General features: G+C 56.4%; 11 protein-coding genes. 4 read left to right on the plus strand and 7 right to left on the minus strand.

What is annotated here, in order from left to right; all coding sequences use genetic code 11:
* Positions 1–375 precede the first annotated feature (375 nt).
* Positions 376–915: a DUF4142 domain-containing protein gene (locus tag ACRXB1_RS14725; RefSeq protein ID WP_449492396.1), complete on the plus strand. Its 540-nt coding sequence runs from the start codon at positions 376–378 to the stop codon at positions 913–915.
* A gap of 1,515 nt (positions 916–2,430) precedes the next feature.
* Here the strand turns inward: ACRXB1_RS14725 and ACRXB1_RS14730 are convergent.
* The 7 genes from ACRXB1_RS14730 to ACRXB1_RS14760 form a co-directional block, all read right to left on the minus strand.
* Entirely contained in the window at positions 2,431–3,552 is a 1,122-nt protein-coding gene (locus ACRXB1_RS14730; RefSeq protein WP_449492397.1) for a DUF748 domain-containing protein, read from the minus strand.
* 621 nt (positions 3,553–4,173) lie between these two features.
* Positions 4,174–5,517, minus strand: a complete 1,344-nt coding sequence (locus ACRXB1_RS14735; protein WP_449492398.1) for a PQQ-dependent sugar dehydrogenase — start codon at positions 5,515–5,517, stop codon at positions 4,174–4,176.
* Positions 5,518–5,588: 71 nt separating this feature from the next.
* Positions 5,589–6,653 (minus strand): HoxN/HupN/NixA family nickel/cobalt transporter, encoded by a 1,065-nt coding sequence (locus ACRXB1_RS14740; RefSeq protein ID WP_449492399.1) that lies wholly within the window; start codon positions 6,651–6,653, stop codon positions 5,589–5,591.
* Positions 6,654–6,761: 108 nt separating this feature from the next.
* Positions 6,762–7,892, minus strand: coding sequence for an aldo/keto reductase (locus ACRXB1_RS14745; RefSeq protein ID WP_449492400.1), 1,131 nt, complete (start codon positions 7,890–7,892; stop codon positions 6,762–6,764).
* Positions 7,889–8,611: a nickel pincer cofactor biosynthesis protein LarB gene (gene larB / locus ACRXB1_RS14750; protein ID WP_449492401.1), complete on the minus strand. Its 723-nt coding sequence runs from the start codon at positions 8,609–8,611 to the stop codon at positions 7,889–7,891. Before larB ends, ACRXB1_RS14745 begins: the two co-directional genes overlap by 4 nt.
* The gene (locus tag ACRXB1_RS14755) at positions 8,608–9,345 is read right to left on the minus strand and encodes a hypothetical protein (protein ID WP_449492402.1); all 738 of its coding nucleotides are present in this window, start codon (positions 9,343–9,345) and stop codon (positions 8,608–8,610) included. The genes larB and ACRXB1_RS14755 overlap by 4 nt, the downstream gene beginning before the upstream one ends.
* 93 nt (positions 9,346–9,438) lie before the next feature.
* Positions 9,439–10,674, minus strand: coding sequence for a LarC family nickel insertion protein (locus tag ACRXB1_RS14760; RefSeq protein WP_449492403.1), 1,236 nt, complete (start codon positions 10,672–10,674; stop codon positions 9,439–9,441).
* Positions 10,675–11,152: 478 nt separating this feature from the next.
* On the opposite strand from ACRXB1_RS14760, the gene hpnJ reads away from it, so the two are divergent.
* Genes hpnJ through ACRXB1_RS14775 form a run of 3 tightly spaced genes read left to right on the plus strand, consistent with a single transcriptional unit; the run spans position 11,153 to position 14,860 of the window.
* Positions 11,153–12,574, plus strand: coding sequence for a hopanoid biosynthesis associated radical SAM protein HpnJ (gene hpnJ / locus ACRXB1_RS14765; RefSeq protein ID WP_449492404.1), 1,422 nt, complete (start codon positions 11,153–11,155; stop codon positions 12,572–12,574).
* 31 nt (positions 12,575–12,605) lie between these two features.
* A complete protein-coding gene (gene hpnI, locus ACRXB1_RS14770; protein WP_449492405.1) occupies positions 12,606–13,841 on the plus strand; it encodes a bacteriohopanetetrol glucosamine biosynthesis glycosyltransferase HpnI in 1,236 nt (411 codons plus the stop codon).
* A 5-nt stretch (positions 13,842–13,846) separates the two neighbouring features.
* On the plus strand, positions 13,847–14,860 hold the full coding sequence (locus tag ACRXB1_RS14775) for a lysylphosphatidylglycerol synthase domain-containing protein (RefSeq protein WP_449492406.1): 1,014 nt from the start codon (positions 13,847–13,849) through the stop codon (positions 14,858–14,860).
* The last annotated feature ends 68 nt before the right edge of the window (positions 14,861–14,928 follow it).

Raw genomic sequence — 14,928 nt, forward strand, 5'->3', positions numbered from 1 at the left:
TGGAAACCTTGTTCTATTTGCCGTGGAATCGGCATTAACTTTGCCGTGGAATCGGCATTAACTTTGCCGTGGAATTCGTGATTTTTTTCCCGTGGAATCCTTGTTCGCGATGGCGTGGAATACGCAGGTACGCGCTACATTGATAGCGGACTGCTTGATAATTTAACAGCGTTTGGAACCGACGGGTGGCGCCGCCGCAGGGTACATGGCGCGACAAACGCCTGGAGACGTGTTTTGATCAAAGTGTCGCGCAAGTCGTTTTATAAGTCATGAACACTGCAATTTGGTGTAGATTTTCAACGTCGACTGCGGGGGCGCTACAATAGGAATCCGGCGCAGCGGCATTGCTTAAAGACAATGCACATAGAGGCGAGTATGAAAACCAAAACCACTGCCACGGTGCTACTGTTCGCTCTCACATGGATCAGTCACGCGTACGGGCAGGGAGAGCGCTGGACCGACGCGCAAACTGCTGGAGTTGTTTTCGTGGCAAATCAAGCGGAAATTGCAACAGGAGTTTTAGCACTTCGCAGGACCCAGTCCAGAAGTGTCCAGGCATTAGCTACGCGAATTGTGGGTGAGCACGGACAAGCCAATCAGAAGATCAACGCACTGATGCAGCGATTCGATTCGAGCCTGCGACGAAGTGCGATGAGCGACGCACTAACGAAGCAGGGCGTCGAAGACGTTGCGAGGCTTAACGAAGTTGACACGCGTGGATTCGATGAAGCGTACCTCGATCGCGAGGTCACTTCCCTTCAGCAGTTGGTCCAAACCGTGGATACATTTATTCGGACTGCAACGAGCGCGGAACTGAAGATGCTCTTGGTTCAACTTCGCCCGTCCTTCATCCTTCACCTCGACCAAGCTCAGCGATTAAAGTTGGCGATAGGCACTCCGGAGATAGGCAGATAAGTGACGGAATTACGCTTGGCTGTTCCCGGGTTCTGAGGTCAGCACGGTCAACCAGGCAGGCTTGCAGGCTTGGGCGCTGACCGCCCGATCGTGGTGAATTAGACGACATGTGCGACACGAGCGGAAACCAGAAAATATCAACAGTTCCCTTGCTCTCATTTATAGCCCACAACGACTAGCGCTTGCTCTTCTGTTAGCTGACCACCTGAATGTGGCCGTAGCGGAGTTGAAACTATCACAAAGCGTCGCCAAGCTAGGCTGCCACCTTGAGAACTTCTGGTGCAATTTTGTATTGCATCGCGCGGAATACCTTGGGAAAGTGATGAAGGGCGAGCATGCCGTAAGTGCGACACTCTCATGGGCCAAGATGAGGCTCTACAGATCGCGGGGGCGTGCCGTTGAAATCGTCGCTTAAATTTCTGATGCGTTTCGGGAACAAAACTGGGACTGTTTATTATCTCTGCATTTTGTCGTGCTTCGCAGCCGTTAAAATTTCGCCAAGATTATTGATGGTGCATCGAAAGGTGCAGCCGCGTTCTACCTTGAACAATACGAAACACGCGTCGATTCTCTCAGATCGGATCACGCAATACGAACTTCCCTTACGCGAATGGGTTATCCGACCGGACCCTTGCGGCACCGCCTATGATGGACAAGTAAATTCTACAGAGCCGTGGTTTCGTGCCACAAAGACTAATGTTCGGACGCTGAGATGGGGCGCACCATTGTATTCATACCCTTCGCTGAGTTCAGTTGCCTCGTTAGTCGAATCTTTTCGAGACAAAGGAACTTCCGCCGAAGCACGAGCCCCTAGTCGTGCACAGATAATCGATAGCTTCGAAACTGCAGGTGCTAATGGGTGAAGGTCGTGGGCGATCGAGTAATACCTATGAACTTTTGGATTTTTAAGTGGCCTGCTTGTGCATCTGGGCGCAGCTTCGTGGTTTTGTGAGGTTTGCAGACCATTTTCTTGGCGGTTTAGCGAACCATTGGATTATCATCGAAGCAAGGTCGCCTCATGGATAGCTACTTGGTCAATGATCGTGATTTAGTTCCAGCCGTCGTTGGTGCTGGGAGGACAGTTGCACGCGACTGAGCTGAACTTGGAAAGGGGCGGTCGTCGTTTGCCGAAGATGTATGCCGAGCTGATTTTAAGACGAATCCATTAGTGGCTCTCGGGCCAGACCATTGTCTGGCAATGCGGGGCAGGCCTGAATTCATAGAAACAACCGCTAGGAATCGATACGCACGGTCTTCGGTACTGTAACGGGGAAGAGTGGACGACTGTGTCCGTGTGCTTGCCGGCGCTATTTATGCACGCCTTGGCGTGGTGTATCCCGTCGAAAGCCGCTACGAACTGGGTAAGTGCGGAGCTTAAATACCCCAGGCGAAGTGGGCAGCATATCTTTTATTCCACCAGGCCATGGCTTTGCTAGTGGAGGTGCCCCTTGGACAACTGAATTCTGTTGGGGGCACCTAGCATCAGATTGCTGGGTCTGTGGCCGGCTGAGCAAGCTACTTCGAGAACAGTTCTTCCACTTCGTGCCCGATCCCTTCCACCGCCTGCTTGGCGGCTTGCGCAATCCCGCTCGCTCCCGAGGCTACCGCACTAGGAAAGCCCTTCATGATCTCCGCGCCTACGCTCCGAGTAAGTGAAAAATGAGGGTCGCGAAGGTTGCCGTCCAGTTCAAATTTTAGCTTGATGGCTCCTGAAGGGTCTTTAAGCGCCGCGACGGCTGATCTCGCTGGCACGGACGCAATGGTGTCTTCTGCGTTTTCAGTTTGCGCCAGCTGCAGGTTCTTAATAACGATCGCGCCAGGTGCATGAATACGTTTGTTCCGAATGGTCGTGTCTAATGCAAGATCGATCGTTCCGCTGCGCGCTTGCGCCGTGCTCCCGCCTTCCTTGATCAGGTAAGGCTCGAAAATGGTGATATCGACGTTGCGAAGGCGCGTTTTCAACTGCGAGTCGCTATTTGAAAAAGTTATCGAGCCCTTGCTCGACAACGTTCCTTCGTGAGACGGGCCGCGCAAAGAACCAGTCAGTTCGATGGTCGTAGGATCGGACAGATCGGGAAGGCGTAAATGATGCGCTTCACCGCCCGCGTTTGTGATCAGGAGCCGATAAGGTAGCTTCCGAACTGCCTCATCGACAAGCTCAACGGTGCCGTTACGGAACACGATACGATCTATCAGCCTGTCGGCGTTCGCGCGCTTGGCTGCTTCTGGCGGCTGTCCATCTGCTTCCCGCTCTTCGGGAGTGAAACGCGGCAATACACGAATGCTGCCATTACGTGCCCGGACAACTGACAGATAGTATTGATCCACGAAGACATATTCAGCGTGAACGCGAGGCGTAAAAAACGTTCGCCAATCGAGCTTAAATACCGCGTGCTCGGCCCGAAACAAGTCCTCGGTAGGCCACTCCCGTGGAGCGCGTAACGTGATGCGCGTCAAGGTCACTGTCAAAAGTCCCACTTCGATTTGTTTAGCGGACCCGTTTGGACCTAATAACTCGATCACTTGAAGCTTGAGCTCGTGCACCATGAGGCCCCGTCCTCCGGCGCCGACAAGTCCGATACACACTATGAGGATCGCAATACGATGGGTCCATCGCACAGGTTTGAAGAAAGCCATGTTTTTCTCCTTTACCCAGTCGAGGGTGCTGGCCCGCCACTAATGGATGGCTCTGAAGATTGAGCTGGACACCAGCAAGGTCGTTGCAACGGCGTGTGAGGACCGGTTAACTTGAATGGGCCAAGGATGACCCCTTCCCGCCTAGAGGTCCTCATGACGATAACGTCAGTTGTAGGCTGTGACGTAATGGACATCGACCTAGACGCCTGTACCAATGAATACCGCGTCTTCTCTGGTTATGACGGTGGTTTGAGTGCTTCGAATGGATTAGCCAGCAGCAGGTTAGCGGCTTCGGGAAGTGCCCGTTTTTGCAAACTCATGGCCCGGCGAATTCGTCGGACTGCTGAGCCCGATCCGAATACTGCGAAATGTAAACGGCGCGAAGCGGACCAACAAAAACCGCCTGATGCTGGCGTATTTGCGAGAACGTTGTTAATCAGGAGAGACGCGGTGCTGGTCGAGGTCGCCCGTGCTGATGATTCGGATGAGACTGACGCATTGAAAGAAGCATCCGCGATAGGCACGAACTCGCTTTGCTTGCCGAGTGCTGGTATTGGGACAAGCCCTCGAAGTATCCTTTGAGCCGCGCCTCGCGTGAACGGCTCTTTTCTGCCGGGACGCTCACGGTGACACGGCATTCTCGGGCGTGACACGCCAAATCGCGTTACCGACATCATCCGCGACCAGCAAGGCGCCGTCTTTATCGACAGCGACGCCAACTGGACGTCCTTTCGCATGACCTTCTGAATCGAGGAAGCCATCAAGGAAATCTTCGGGCGGACCCGAAGGTCTACCATTGGCGAACGGCACGAAAACCACTTTGTATCCTGTGCGAGGTTTGCGGTTCCAGGAGCCATGCTGCCCGACGAAAGCGCCGTTCCGGTAGTGATCCGGAAACAATGGTCCTCTATAGAAAACAAGGCCAAGCGAGGCCGTATGGTTGCCTAATGCGTAGTCTGGAACGACGGCTGTCGCCACGAGATCGGGCCGCTGCGGTTGCACCCGTTGGTCCACATGCGAACCATAATAGCTATAGGGCCATCCGTAGAACGCGCCCTCGTGTACTGCGGTCATATAGTCAGGAACCAAGTCGTTTCCGAGATCGTCGCGTTCGTTGACGGCGGTCCACAACTCGCCGGTTTCGGGTTGCCATGCGAGCCCATTTGCATTGCGCAAACCGGTCGCGAAGGGACGCATCGCCCCTGTCTTGATATCAAAAATGAGGATTCGTGCACGGTCCGATTCGACATCGATACCGTTTTCAGCGGCATTGCTGTTCGAGCCGACCGTGATGAAGAGGTGAGCGTTGTCTGCGCTTGCGATGATATTTTTGGTCCAGTGATGATCGATCGGACCGGCCGGCAGATCGGCTACCTTTATGCCCGGGCTATGGATCACAGTTTCGCCCGCGACATACGGAAACCGCAGAAGGGCATCTGTGTCAGCTATGTACAGATCGTTGCCGGCCAACGCCATGCCGAACGGCGAATGGAGGTTCTCGATCAGGACGGTCTTGGTCGCGGGTTCGCTGCTCCCGCTCGCCTTGCGCAACAGGATGATTTTGTCGGGGCTCGGTACGCCTGCGCCCGCGCGTTTCATGACCTGCTTTCTTACCCACGCCGTGAACCGTTTGATCGGTCCGCCTGTCTGATCGTGTACCTCTGGCGCGTCAGCTTCGGCAACGAGCACGTCGCCGTTCGGAAGTACGTACAGCCAGCGAGGGTGATTGAGGTCACGCGCGTATGCGTTGACGGTGAATCCCGCCGTTGCCTTTGGACGATCCGTTTGGCTGAAGCTTCTGACAGGTGCGATATTGACCGTCGTGATTATTGAATTCGCGGGAGCGGGCAGAGGCGGTGCGGGACCGAATCCGGTTGTTTCCGGCACAGTGGAGGTCGCGCCGCATGCGGCAAGACATCCGCTTACTATTGCGACCAGTGCGATTCTTGCAATTTCATGGCTCATGTCGCGGGTCCTGATAAAGACAGGTTGATGTGGGTTTGCGTGCGTGGAAGATGAGCGTACTGACTAAATGATTAAGCAACACTCCCGGTATTGTTCCGAACGCCGGCCTGCTTCCATCTAGCGAAGGCAGCCCAGCCAGCCCACGTCGCGGCGAAAACGCCGACGACCGCATAGCCGATTGCTTCTGAGTGATCGTTAAGACTTGAAATCGCGTCCCAGAATCTGCCGTGCAGATCGAGATAGCGGGTAATCAGTCCAAAGGCTTCAATGGCACCAACCACGACGGCGACGCCTACAGAAAAGCCCGTGATAATGATGTTGTACGAAAGTTTTCGAACCGGATCGATTTGGGCCCAACCGTAAGCGCCTTGCATCAGGATGCTGTCGCTGGTATCGACCAGGGCCATGCCGGCGGTGAACAGCAACGGGAAAATCAGAATAGACCAGACCGGAAGTCCGCGGGAGGACCCGGTAGCCGATATGCCGAGTATGCCGACCTCGGTGGCGGTATCGAATCCCAAGCCAAAAAGAAAGCCTAAAAAATACATGTGCCAGCTCTTGTTGATGAGCCGGAAAAGCGGACGGCACAATCTGGCGAACAAACCGCGACTGACGAATAGCTGTTCAAGGTGTTCATCGGTGTGGGACACCCCGGTGTGAACGCGCTTAAGCGCGGTAATGGCCGAGCACAAAACTCGCAGATTGACGCATGCGATGGCGATGAGAAATAACGCAGATATCAGGGTACCAACCACCGCGCCAATCTCTTTGAGATTCGAATACCGCTGATCCAGCGTTGTAGCTGTGACTGCAACGAACGCCGAGGCAAGGACGACGATTGTGGAGTGCCCAAGTGAAAAAAACAGACCGACGCACAGGGGGCGTCGACCTTCTGCTCCGAGCTTGCGCGTGACGTTGTCGATTGCGGCGATGTGATCCGCGTCGACTGCGTGACGCAATCCGAACGAATACGCAAGAAAGCTGGTCCCAATCAACAAAGGGTAACCGCGGAACTGCAAGAACGCCATTGCCCATGCGGCTGCGTTGAAGGCAAATAGTCCGAGATAGAGCAGCTTGATCTTGCTCCTTATCGAAGCGCCGAAGCCATCGGGCAATAATGCGTAGGGTTTAGGCATGGGCAGTTGCGAGCCTCGATCGAAGGAGTCGGAGCGTTAAAAGAACCGCACCCGGCGCCATCGGGAAAAGTCAGCGGTGGGGCAGGGCGCTTTCGCACAACCGGCGCATCAGGTCGCAGGGCCCGGCGCGAGGTCTTCAACTCCGGGCGTCAGTCCACCGAGAAAGTCGGGGTGCTTGGCAGTCGTATCAAAATAGTTTGATGTTTTAAATAGCTCGTACTTACCTTCCATTGCCAGTTGCCTTGTCTGATCGGCCATGGCTGCCACTTGGTCTGCACTCATTGGCTTGAATGTACGCGTAGCTTCGAAGGCCTGATTCAGTACTTTTTCATTGTCGATGCCAGTGATTACCACCGAAGTCGGCATATTCAAGGAGAAATGAAGCATGTCCAGAGGCGTAAGCGACAAGCCGCTTTTTAGGATCACGCTGTCGCCGAAAGTCTTCATGCCCAGCACGCCAATTTGTTGTTTAACAAGTTCAGGAAGCACCAGATGTCCAAAACTGCGAAAGTGCGCGTCCATGACATTGAGGGGCATCTGGACCGTGTCAAACTGGAAACCGTGGCGTGCCGCAGTGGCCAGCATGTAGAGATGTATGCGTGGGTCCTTGTGACCCGTAAAGCCGATGTACCGAACCTTGCCGGCCTGCTTGGCGGCCACCAGCGCTTCGAGCGCGCCATCTTTTGCAAAGATGCGGTCAGGATCGTCGAAGCGGAGGATTTCGTGAAACTGCACTAGGTCAATATGATCAACCTTCATACGTTGCAGCGACTCGTCAAGTTGTTGCTGCGCGGACATCTTGGTGCGTCCGTCTATCTTTGTCATAAGGAATGCCTTGTTCCTGTAGCCGCCTTGTGAAAGCGCGGTGCCCATGCGAATCTCGCTTTGACCGCCGTTGTAATCCCACGAGTTGTCGAGGAAATTGATGCCGCGGTCAAGCGCGGCCTGAATCAACTTGACCGCCATTTTTGCATCGACTGGCGGCTTGCCTATGTGCGAACCGCCCAGCCCAATCGCAGACACCTTTTCACCCGTGCGCCCTAGTGCGCGGTACAACATGTCACCGCGCCGTTCGCCTGGATCGGTGACCCGAAGTAGCATGCGCGGGTCGAGGTTACCAACAGTTCCGTCTGCGTTGGTCGACATGTCTGCCGGGGAGGCCTGCGCCGAGGCCGTTCCATGAGCGGCGGCTGCCGCGGCGCCTGCTGCCGTGCCTTGCAGGAAGGTACGTCGTTTCATGACCGGTTCTCCTGAGATATCAATGAGGATTCGTGCGATTTAGACACCGCCAGCACGGCGGCGTCGATGGTATTAACAATGCGTATTGCCGCGCAGGCTGCGCCAAAGCCATTGTCGATATTCACAACTGAAATGCCGGGCGAACATGTTGCGAGAATGGCGTAAAGTGCGGTGCGTCCACCTGTCGCCACGCCGTAACCTACCGATGTCGGCACTGCGATCAAGGCGCTTTTGATCAACCCTCCGACGACTGTCGGCAACGCGGCGTCCATCCCGGCAATCGCGATCACGACCGGGAACGCGCTGATCGCTTCGATACGCGTCATCAGGCGCCACAGTCCGGCGACGCCAACATCCGCGAAGAGGGTCGCGTCTTCGCCATAGTGGTGAAGTGTGCGTTCAGCTTCCCTAGCGACTGGAATGTCCGATGTACCAGCTGCAAGCAGCGCAATGCGTGGCGCCTTCGACAGAGGTAGCGCGCTGCCTGCTCGCGCGGTGGAGGACACCGCGCAGTAATCCAAGCAGCCGCGTACCGTCCCGGGAAGTGCATCGAATTGCGACTGCGCCAGCCGCGTGATGAGCAGGCGCGCTCCACGTTCGACTGCTGCTTCCACAATGAATGCGATCTGAGTGGGCGACTTGCCTGCGCCATAAACTGCTTCGTCCAACCCGGTTCGCTCGGCGCGCCTGAAATCAAGTTTGACCTCCTCCTGAATCATGCTTGCCTCGTCAGAAATGCGCTGCCAACCTTATAGGGCGCGAAGTCCGGCGGCGACGCCATGAGGGGTCGCCCTGTTGCTTCACCTTCTGCCTTGATCGCAGCGATCAGGTGAGCGGTTATTGAAGGTGTCAGCGCTGCCAGACTCTTGTCGTCTAACTCGATAACGACGCCCGACGCCCGCACGCGGCATCGCACCGTGGCAGCTGTGAGCGCCGCCGCAACCAGCTTCTCGACCCGATGAACGAACTCAAGCGATGGCGCTTCAATGCGTATTCCCGTTTCTATGCGGCTGGACAAGCATGGAGACGACGGCAAGTCGGCGATCGATTCCAGGCCCATTTCGCGGGCAATGCGCCGCACGCCGGCCTTGTCGATACCCGCTTCTATATAAGGATGCCGGACATAGCGCTCACGCGCCGCATCGAGCCCCGGCCGATATTCACCCAGATCGTCCGTATTCGCGCCCGACACGATCTGTACGTTTGTTTGCGCCTGAATGGCGGAGTAAAGCTGACTCTTGCAGAAGAAGCAGCGATTGACCGGATTTTCGCGGTAGTGTGCATTGCCGAACTCATTGGCATTGATCACAGACAGCGACCAGCCTTCCACCGCCGCGACATGCCTGATACGCTCCGTTGCTTCAACGGGCACAGCGGGCGAACTCGCGTGCAGCATCCTAACGTTGGCACCGTTGCGCTTCCCAGCGCGATGCGCGACACATGACAGTGTCATGCTGTCGACTCCACCGCTAACCGCGACAGCGATATCTCCAAGCGAGTCCAGTATCTGGGTCAAAGCAGAAAGCATGGTTTCCTCCGGGGTAAGTCAGGCTTTGTCGGTTAATGCGGCTTGTACGGCCCGCGTGCGTGTCGCCATGCGTTGCGCATGATCTTTTCGAGCCATGACGTCATCGGCCTCGGCTTTCGCAGAGGTCCCGCCGGGCCGCTCGACACTTTTCACCCGCACGCGCTCGCCGTCCACGTCCACCTCGACTGCCCGGCGCGCGAGCGCAGCACCGTGAACCAAGTGGTACCGAAGTCCAATGGTGGTGGTTTCGCGGAAGCAGACATCGAGCACCGCGTCTATGGCTCCCGGCGATGCCAGCACCCGCACCGATGTCGCCATGCGTCCTTTCTTTCCAAATACGGCGGACTGCACGACGTCGAAAATGCGCTCGTGCGCGCGCAGGTGGGAAAGCCCCATGGCTAGATCCTCCGCGCTCTGATCGTCAACTTCGAATTCGATTACAGCAAGTTGGCGATGCGTTTCGCCCGTTGACGTTACAGATCTGGCGTCGTCGAACACGAGTGCTCGAACGCAGTTGCTGATGCCATCAAGTTTGCGCGTGCCAAACCCGAAACCAGAGCGAGACAATTGCCCTGAAAATAGGTCCGGCGAAGCTTTGCCGCGACATAGGTATTTGAGGATTGCTGCACCGGTCGGAGTTACGCGTTCTCCTGGGACCCCGTCGTCCACCATGTCGAAACCTTCGAGCAGTAGTGCGGTGGCCGGAGCCGGAACCGGCATGATTCCATGCGCAGTCTTGATTCTTCCGCCACCGATCGGGATCGCGCTGACGGTCCAGCTCGCGTTGATCACATTTATCAGATAAGCCGCGCCAACGATGTCCGCAATCGAGTCCCATGCGCCTATTTCGTGAAACACAACCTCGCTCGGCGCGACACCATGTACTTTTCCTTCAGCTTGCGCGAGAAGCTCAAAGATGCTAACTGCATGATTAGCGATTGCCGCAGGCAGGTCTTGCAGAAGTCGCGCGCGAATATCACTCCAATGCACATGGTCGTGACTGTGTCCGGGCGCATGATCATGACGTATGGAAGCGAGATGCCGTTCGTCCGGTCCTGCCTGTTCCACAGTGAACGTGGAGCCATTGAGTACCGAATCATTGTGCGAATGCAAAGTGCACTGGACACTTCTATCGTCGAACATACGCTCGACAACGCGAATCGTTTCACTTGCATGTTGAGGGAAGGCATTCAGCATGGTTGCGATGAACATATCGCCAGCTATTCCACCAACTAGGTCGAGATGAACTCTCATGTGTTTGGTCTGTGCGAAAAGCGAGGGAGGAGAAACCGTACGAACTGCAACAGCATGGTTTGTTCCTGTGCCAGGAGTTGGACATCGCCCTTCGTTTTTTTCACTGCGTTCAATTGAAAACCGAACCTGACCTGTGCTTTAAGCCGCAGATACCCTTCACTACATGAACTTGAGGTGAGGCCTGCCGACCAGTTTTTAACGCAGGGTTCAACCGAGCTCTTTCTTGATCCGATGTGGCACAACCCCTAGCTTTCGGTTTGGTGAAAGTCGTAATGTCCCGCTAAGTTAGTACAGCAATTGTTCAAGTATTCTGTCATCGGCAGTCGCGCGTCTGATAGCTGGTGATGCCTTACGTCTTACCCAACTCGGACCGAAAGCCGAACATTCGCATGGCATCAATCAGTCATGCTGAATAGCGCGGAGACAAACCTTTCGTATTGCTTCAAGCCAACATTTCATCGGTAATCCCGGAGTGTTCATGAAAACGCTTTTCTTGCAAGCGCCCTCGTACGACGGTTTCGATGGCGGAGCCGGCTCGCGCTATCAGGCTAAGCGGGAAGTACGATCATTCTGGTATCCCACGTGGCTTGCGCAGCCCGCGGCGCTGGTACCGGACAGCCGCGTACTCGATGCGCCCGCCGACGGTTTGTCGGTCGCAGATACGCTTGAAATTGCTGCCGGCTATGAACTCGTTGTCATCCATACCAGCACGCCCTCGTTCCCCACCGACGCGCTCTTTGCCGAAGACCTGAAAAGGAAGAACCCGACTGTCTTGATCGGCATGGTGGGTGCGAAGGTCGCAGTCGATCCGCACAACTCGCTGGCGGCGAGCGATGCTATCGACTTTGTGTGCCGGGAAGAATTCGATTTCACTTGCCGCGATGTTGCGCAGGGTATTCCCTTGGCCAATATCCAGGGCCTGAGCTATCGCGCAGCGGATGGTTCGCTTGAACACAACGAAGCGCGTCCAATACTGGAAAACATGGACGAACTGCCGTTCGTCGCGCCGATCTATAAACGCGATCTGAAGATCAAAAATTATTTCATCGGATATTTGAAACATCCGTATGTATCGATCTACACCGGTCGCGGCTGCCGGTCAAAATGCACGTTCTGCTTGTGGCCGCAGACCGTTGGCGGCCACCGCTACCGCACACGGTCGGTTGATAACGTGCTGGATGAAGTGAGGTGGATTCGCGACAACATGCCTGAAGTAAAAGAGATTATGTTCGACGACGACACTTTCACCGACTTCAAGCCGCGCGTTGAAGAGATTGCGCGGGGGCTCGGCAAGCTCGGCGTGACATGGTCGTGCAACGCAAAAGCGAACGTCCCTTTCTCCACGCTGAAGATCATGAAGGAAAATGGTCTTCGCCTCTTACTGGTGGGCTATGAATCGGGCGATGACCAGATTCTTCTCAACATCAAGAAAGGATTGCGCACGGATATCGCGAGGCGGTTCAGTGAGGACTGTCGCAAGCTCGGCATCAAGATCCACGGCACGTTCATCCTCGGCCTGCCAGGCGAGACGCGCGACACAATCGAAAGGACCATCGAATACGCGAAGCAAATCAATCCGCATACCATCCAGGTGTCGCTTGCCGCGCCATACCCGGGCACAACGCTTTATAAGCAAGCCATAGAAAACGGCTGGATGCAGGAAAACAAGGTCATCAACCTCGTCAGTTCAAAGGGTGTGCAGCTGGCGGCGATTGGCTATCCGCATCTGTCGCGCGATGAGATTTATCACGGGCTTGAGACCTTCTATAAGCGCTTCTATTTCCGTCCATCGAAGATTTGGGAAATCGTGCGGGAAATGCTGGTGAGCTGGGAAATGATGTGTCGGCGCTTGCGCGAAGGCGTTGAATTCTTCAGCTTCCTCAGAGCCCACAAAGCATGAGGGTTCGTGTAACCCGGCTCGGCATTGGGCGATGAAGCATTACCTCTGGATTGCCTGCGTTGTCGCGATCTTTTGTTCGACGGCATTGCTCGCCTATTTGCTTCCGGGCGATTTTGCGCAATGGGTGCAGGGCCCCGCTATGTGGATCACCGCGTCATGCGTGGTCTTCGGCGTCAGCTACACCGTAGTCGCTACCTTACTGGTGCGGCGCTTTTTCGCGCGGCCAGTGGTCGAGGCCACGACGTTTCCCGCGGTGACCATCGTAAAGCCGTTGCATGGCGCGGAACTCGCGCTGATGCAAAATCTCGTTTCGTTCTGTGAGCAAGACTACCCGGGGCCTATCCAGTTTCTGTTCGGCGTGCATGATTCGCGCGACGTTGCGCTCGACGTGGTCCGCCACGTACGCGGGCTTTTCCCGGATGCGGACATCACCGTAGTGTCCGACGCCCGTTTGTACGGGCCCAACCGCAAGATGAGCAACGTCCTCAACATGCTGCCCGAGGCCCGTTACGATATCCTTGTCTTCGCGGACAGCGACGTGGCTGTGGAGCAGAACTATTTACGACGCGTGGTCGGGGAGCTGCACCAACCGGGCGTGGGTCTCGTAACGTGTTTGTACTGGGGGAAATCCGACGCCGGTTTCTGGGGCAGTCTTTCCGCCGATGCCAGCAATTATCAGTTCCTGCCGGGTGTTGTACTTGGTCTGGCGTCAGGTATGGCGCGGCCGTGTTTCGGACAGACGCTCGCTATGCGCCGCGCTACACTCGAGAAAATTGGCGGCTTTTCGCAGTTCGTCCATCATCTTGCCGAAGACCATGCCATTGGCGAGGCGGTACGTCTTGCCGGGGAGAAAGTCGTCGTGCCTGCATTTGCGGTGACCCATGCGTGCGTGGAAAAAAACGTGGCCGAGTTTGTCGCGCACGAGTTGCGATGGAGCCGAACGATCCGCACTATCGATCCTGCCGGACACCTGGGTTCGGTGCTGACGCATCCGCTGGCCTTTGCCTTGCTGAGTGTGGTGGTGTCGGGCGGCGCAATGTGGGCGTGGACCACCGTCGGTACGGCAGTTATCGCGCGGCTTGCGCTCAAGCTTCAGATGAACAAGGCGCTGAGACGACCGGCTGCGGGCATCGCGCTGTTGCCGATCTGGGATATTGTGCTGTTCGCGGTCTACCTGCTGAGTTTTGTTTCATCGCGTGTAGTGTGGCGCGGTTTCAATTTCACGGTGGGAAGGGATGGCTTGCTGGTTCCGGTCACCGAGGAATGAATGTGGTGAAGCGTTATTTGGGAGGCGCCGCGGCGCTCGCCGGGTTGATCACCGCGGTATGGCTGGTCGCGCACGAGAATCCCGGCGCGGTGGTCGCGCTCATGCGCACGGCCGGGTGGGGATTGTCTATCGCGGCGATGGCGCATGTGCTGCCCATGATCGCAAACTCGCGCGACTGGCAAACGCTGATTCGCGGGGCAAACCCGCCCACGCTGTGCCGCATGCTGCACCTGGTATGGATTCGCGAGTCGGTCAACAGCATGCTGCCCGTCGCGCGGATTGGCGGCGAAGTCGTGTCGTTCCGATTGATGGCGCGCCGTGGGCTGCGCCCAGCGACAGCAGCGGCGAGCATCATTGTCGATATGCAGTTGACCGTCATCAGTCAACTCGTGTTCACGCTTGGCAGCATCGGGTATCTGGCGGCGCAGTCGAGTTCGAGCATGCTGCGACTGTCCGCCGAACTCGCACTTGGCGCGGCCGTGCTCGCGCCATTTCTCATTCTCTTCGCACTGGTTCAGCACGCGCGTCCGTTTGAACGCATGGCACGGTTCGTCAACCGCATGTGCGGCGGTCAGCTTGCCGAACTCGTTGGGCACTCTGGCCGTATCGATCAATCGATGAAACTGATTTGGCGCCGCCGCGGCGTCATACTCCGATATGTCTTTTTCTGGCAGCCGGTTCAGTGCCTGCTGACTGCACTCGAGTTATGGCTTGCGCTGTATTTTCTGGGTGTCACGGCGGGTTTCGGGAAAGCGGTCGTGCTGGAACTGCTCATTCAGGCTGTGAGCAGCGCTGCGTTTTTCGTACCCGGCGCGCTCGGGGTGCAGGAAGGCGGGTTCGTGCTGATCGGTGGCGCATTGGGGTTCGATCCGGCGACAAGTCTCGCGCTTGCGGGCTCACGGCGCATCCGCGACCTCATCATGTTCCTGCCCGGACTGGTCGCGTGGCAAGTCGCCGAAGCAACCGGCGCATCCTATCCTCCCGAAAGCCGTCCCGCCGGCGCGCGCATCAGTCCCTGACTTACGACCTGTGCGCGGCGGTTTCGCCGATGTCTTCGCACATGCCGCACGCGTCGCGCACAGGTCGA

Source organism: Caballeronia sp. M23-90 (assembly GCF_053574605.1).

Bases quoted from the DNA above. Each gene is read 5' to 3' on its own strand.
- ACRXB1_RS14725 (WP_449492396.1), top strand. From the start codon at position 376: ATGAAAACCAAAACCACTGCCACGGTGCTACTGTTCGCTCTCACATGG.
- ACRXB1_RS14755 (WP_449492402.1), bottom strand. From the start codon at position 9,345: ATGACACTGTCATGTGTCGCGCATCGCGCTGGGAAGCGCAACGGTGCC.
- larB (WP_449492401.1), bottom strand. From the start codon at position 8,611: ATGATTCAGGAGGAGGTCAAACTTGATTTCAGGCGCGCCGAGCGAACC.
- ACRXB1_RS14730 (WP_449492397.1), bottom strand. From the start codon at position 3,552: ATGGCTTTCTTCAAACCTGTGCGATGGACCCATCGTATTGCGATCCTC.
- ACRXB1_RS14740 (WP_449492399.1), bottom strand. From the start codon at position 6,653: ATGCCTAAACCCTACGCATTATTGCCCGATGGCTTCGGCGCTTCGATA.
- hpnI (WP_449492405.1), top strand. From the start codon at position 12,606: ATGAAGCATTACCTCTGGATTGCCTGCGTTGTCGCGATCTTTTGTTCG.
- ACRXB1_RS14760 (WP_449492403.1), bottom strand. From the start codon at position 10,674: ATGAGAGTTCATCTCGACCTAGTTGGTGGAATAGCTGGCGATATGTTC.
- hpnJ (WP_449492404.1), top strand. From the start codon at position 11,153: ATGAAAACGCTTTTCTTGCAAGCGCCCTCGTACGACGGTTTCGATGGC.
- ACRXB1_RS14745 (WP_449492400.1), bottom strand. From the start codon at position 7,892: ATGAAACGACGTACCTTCCTGCAAGGCACGGCAGCAGGCGCCGCGGCA.
- ACRXB1_RS14735 (WP_449492398.1), bottom strand. From the start codon at position 5,517: ATGAGCCATGAAATTGCAAGAATCGCACTGGTCGCAATAGTAAGCGGA.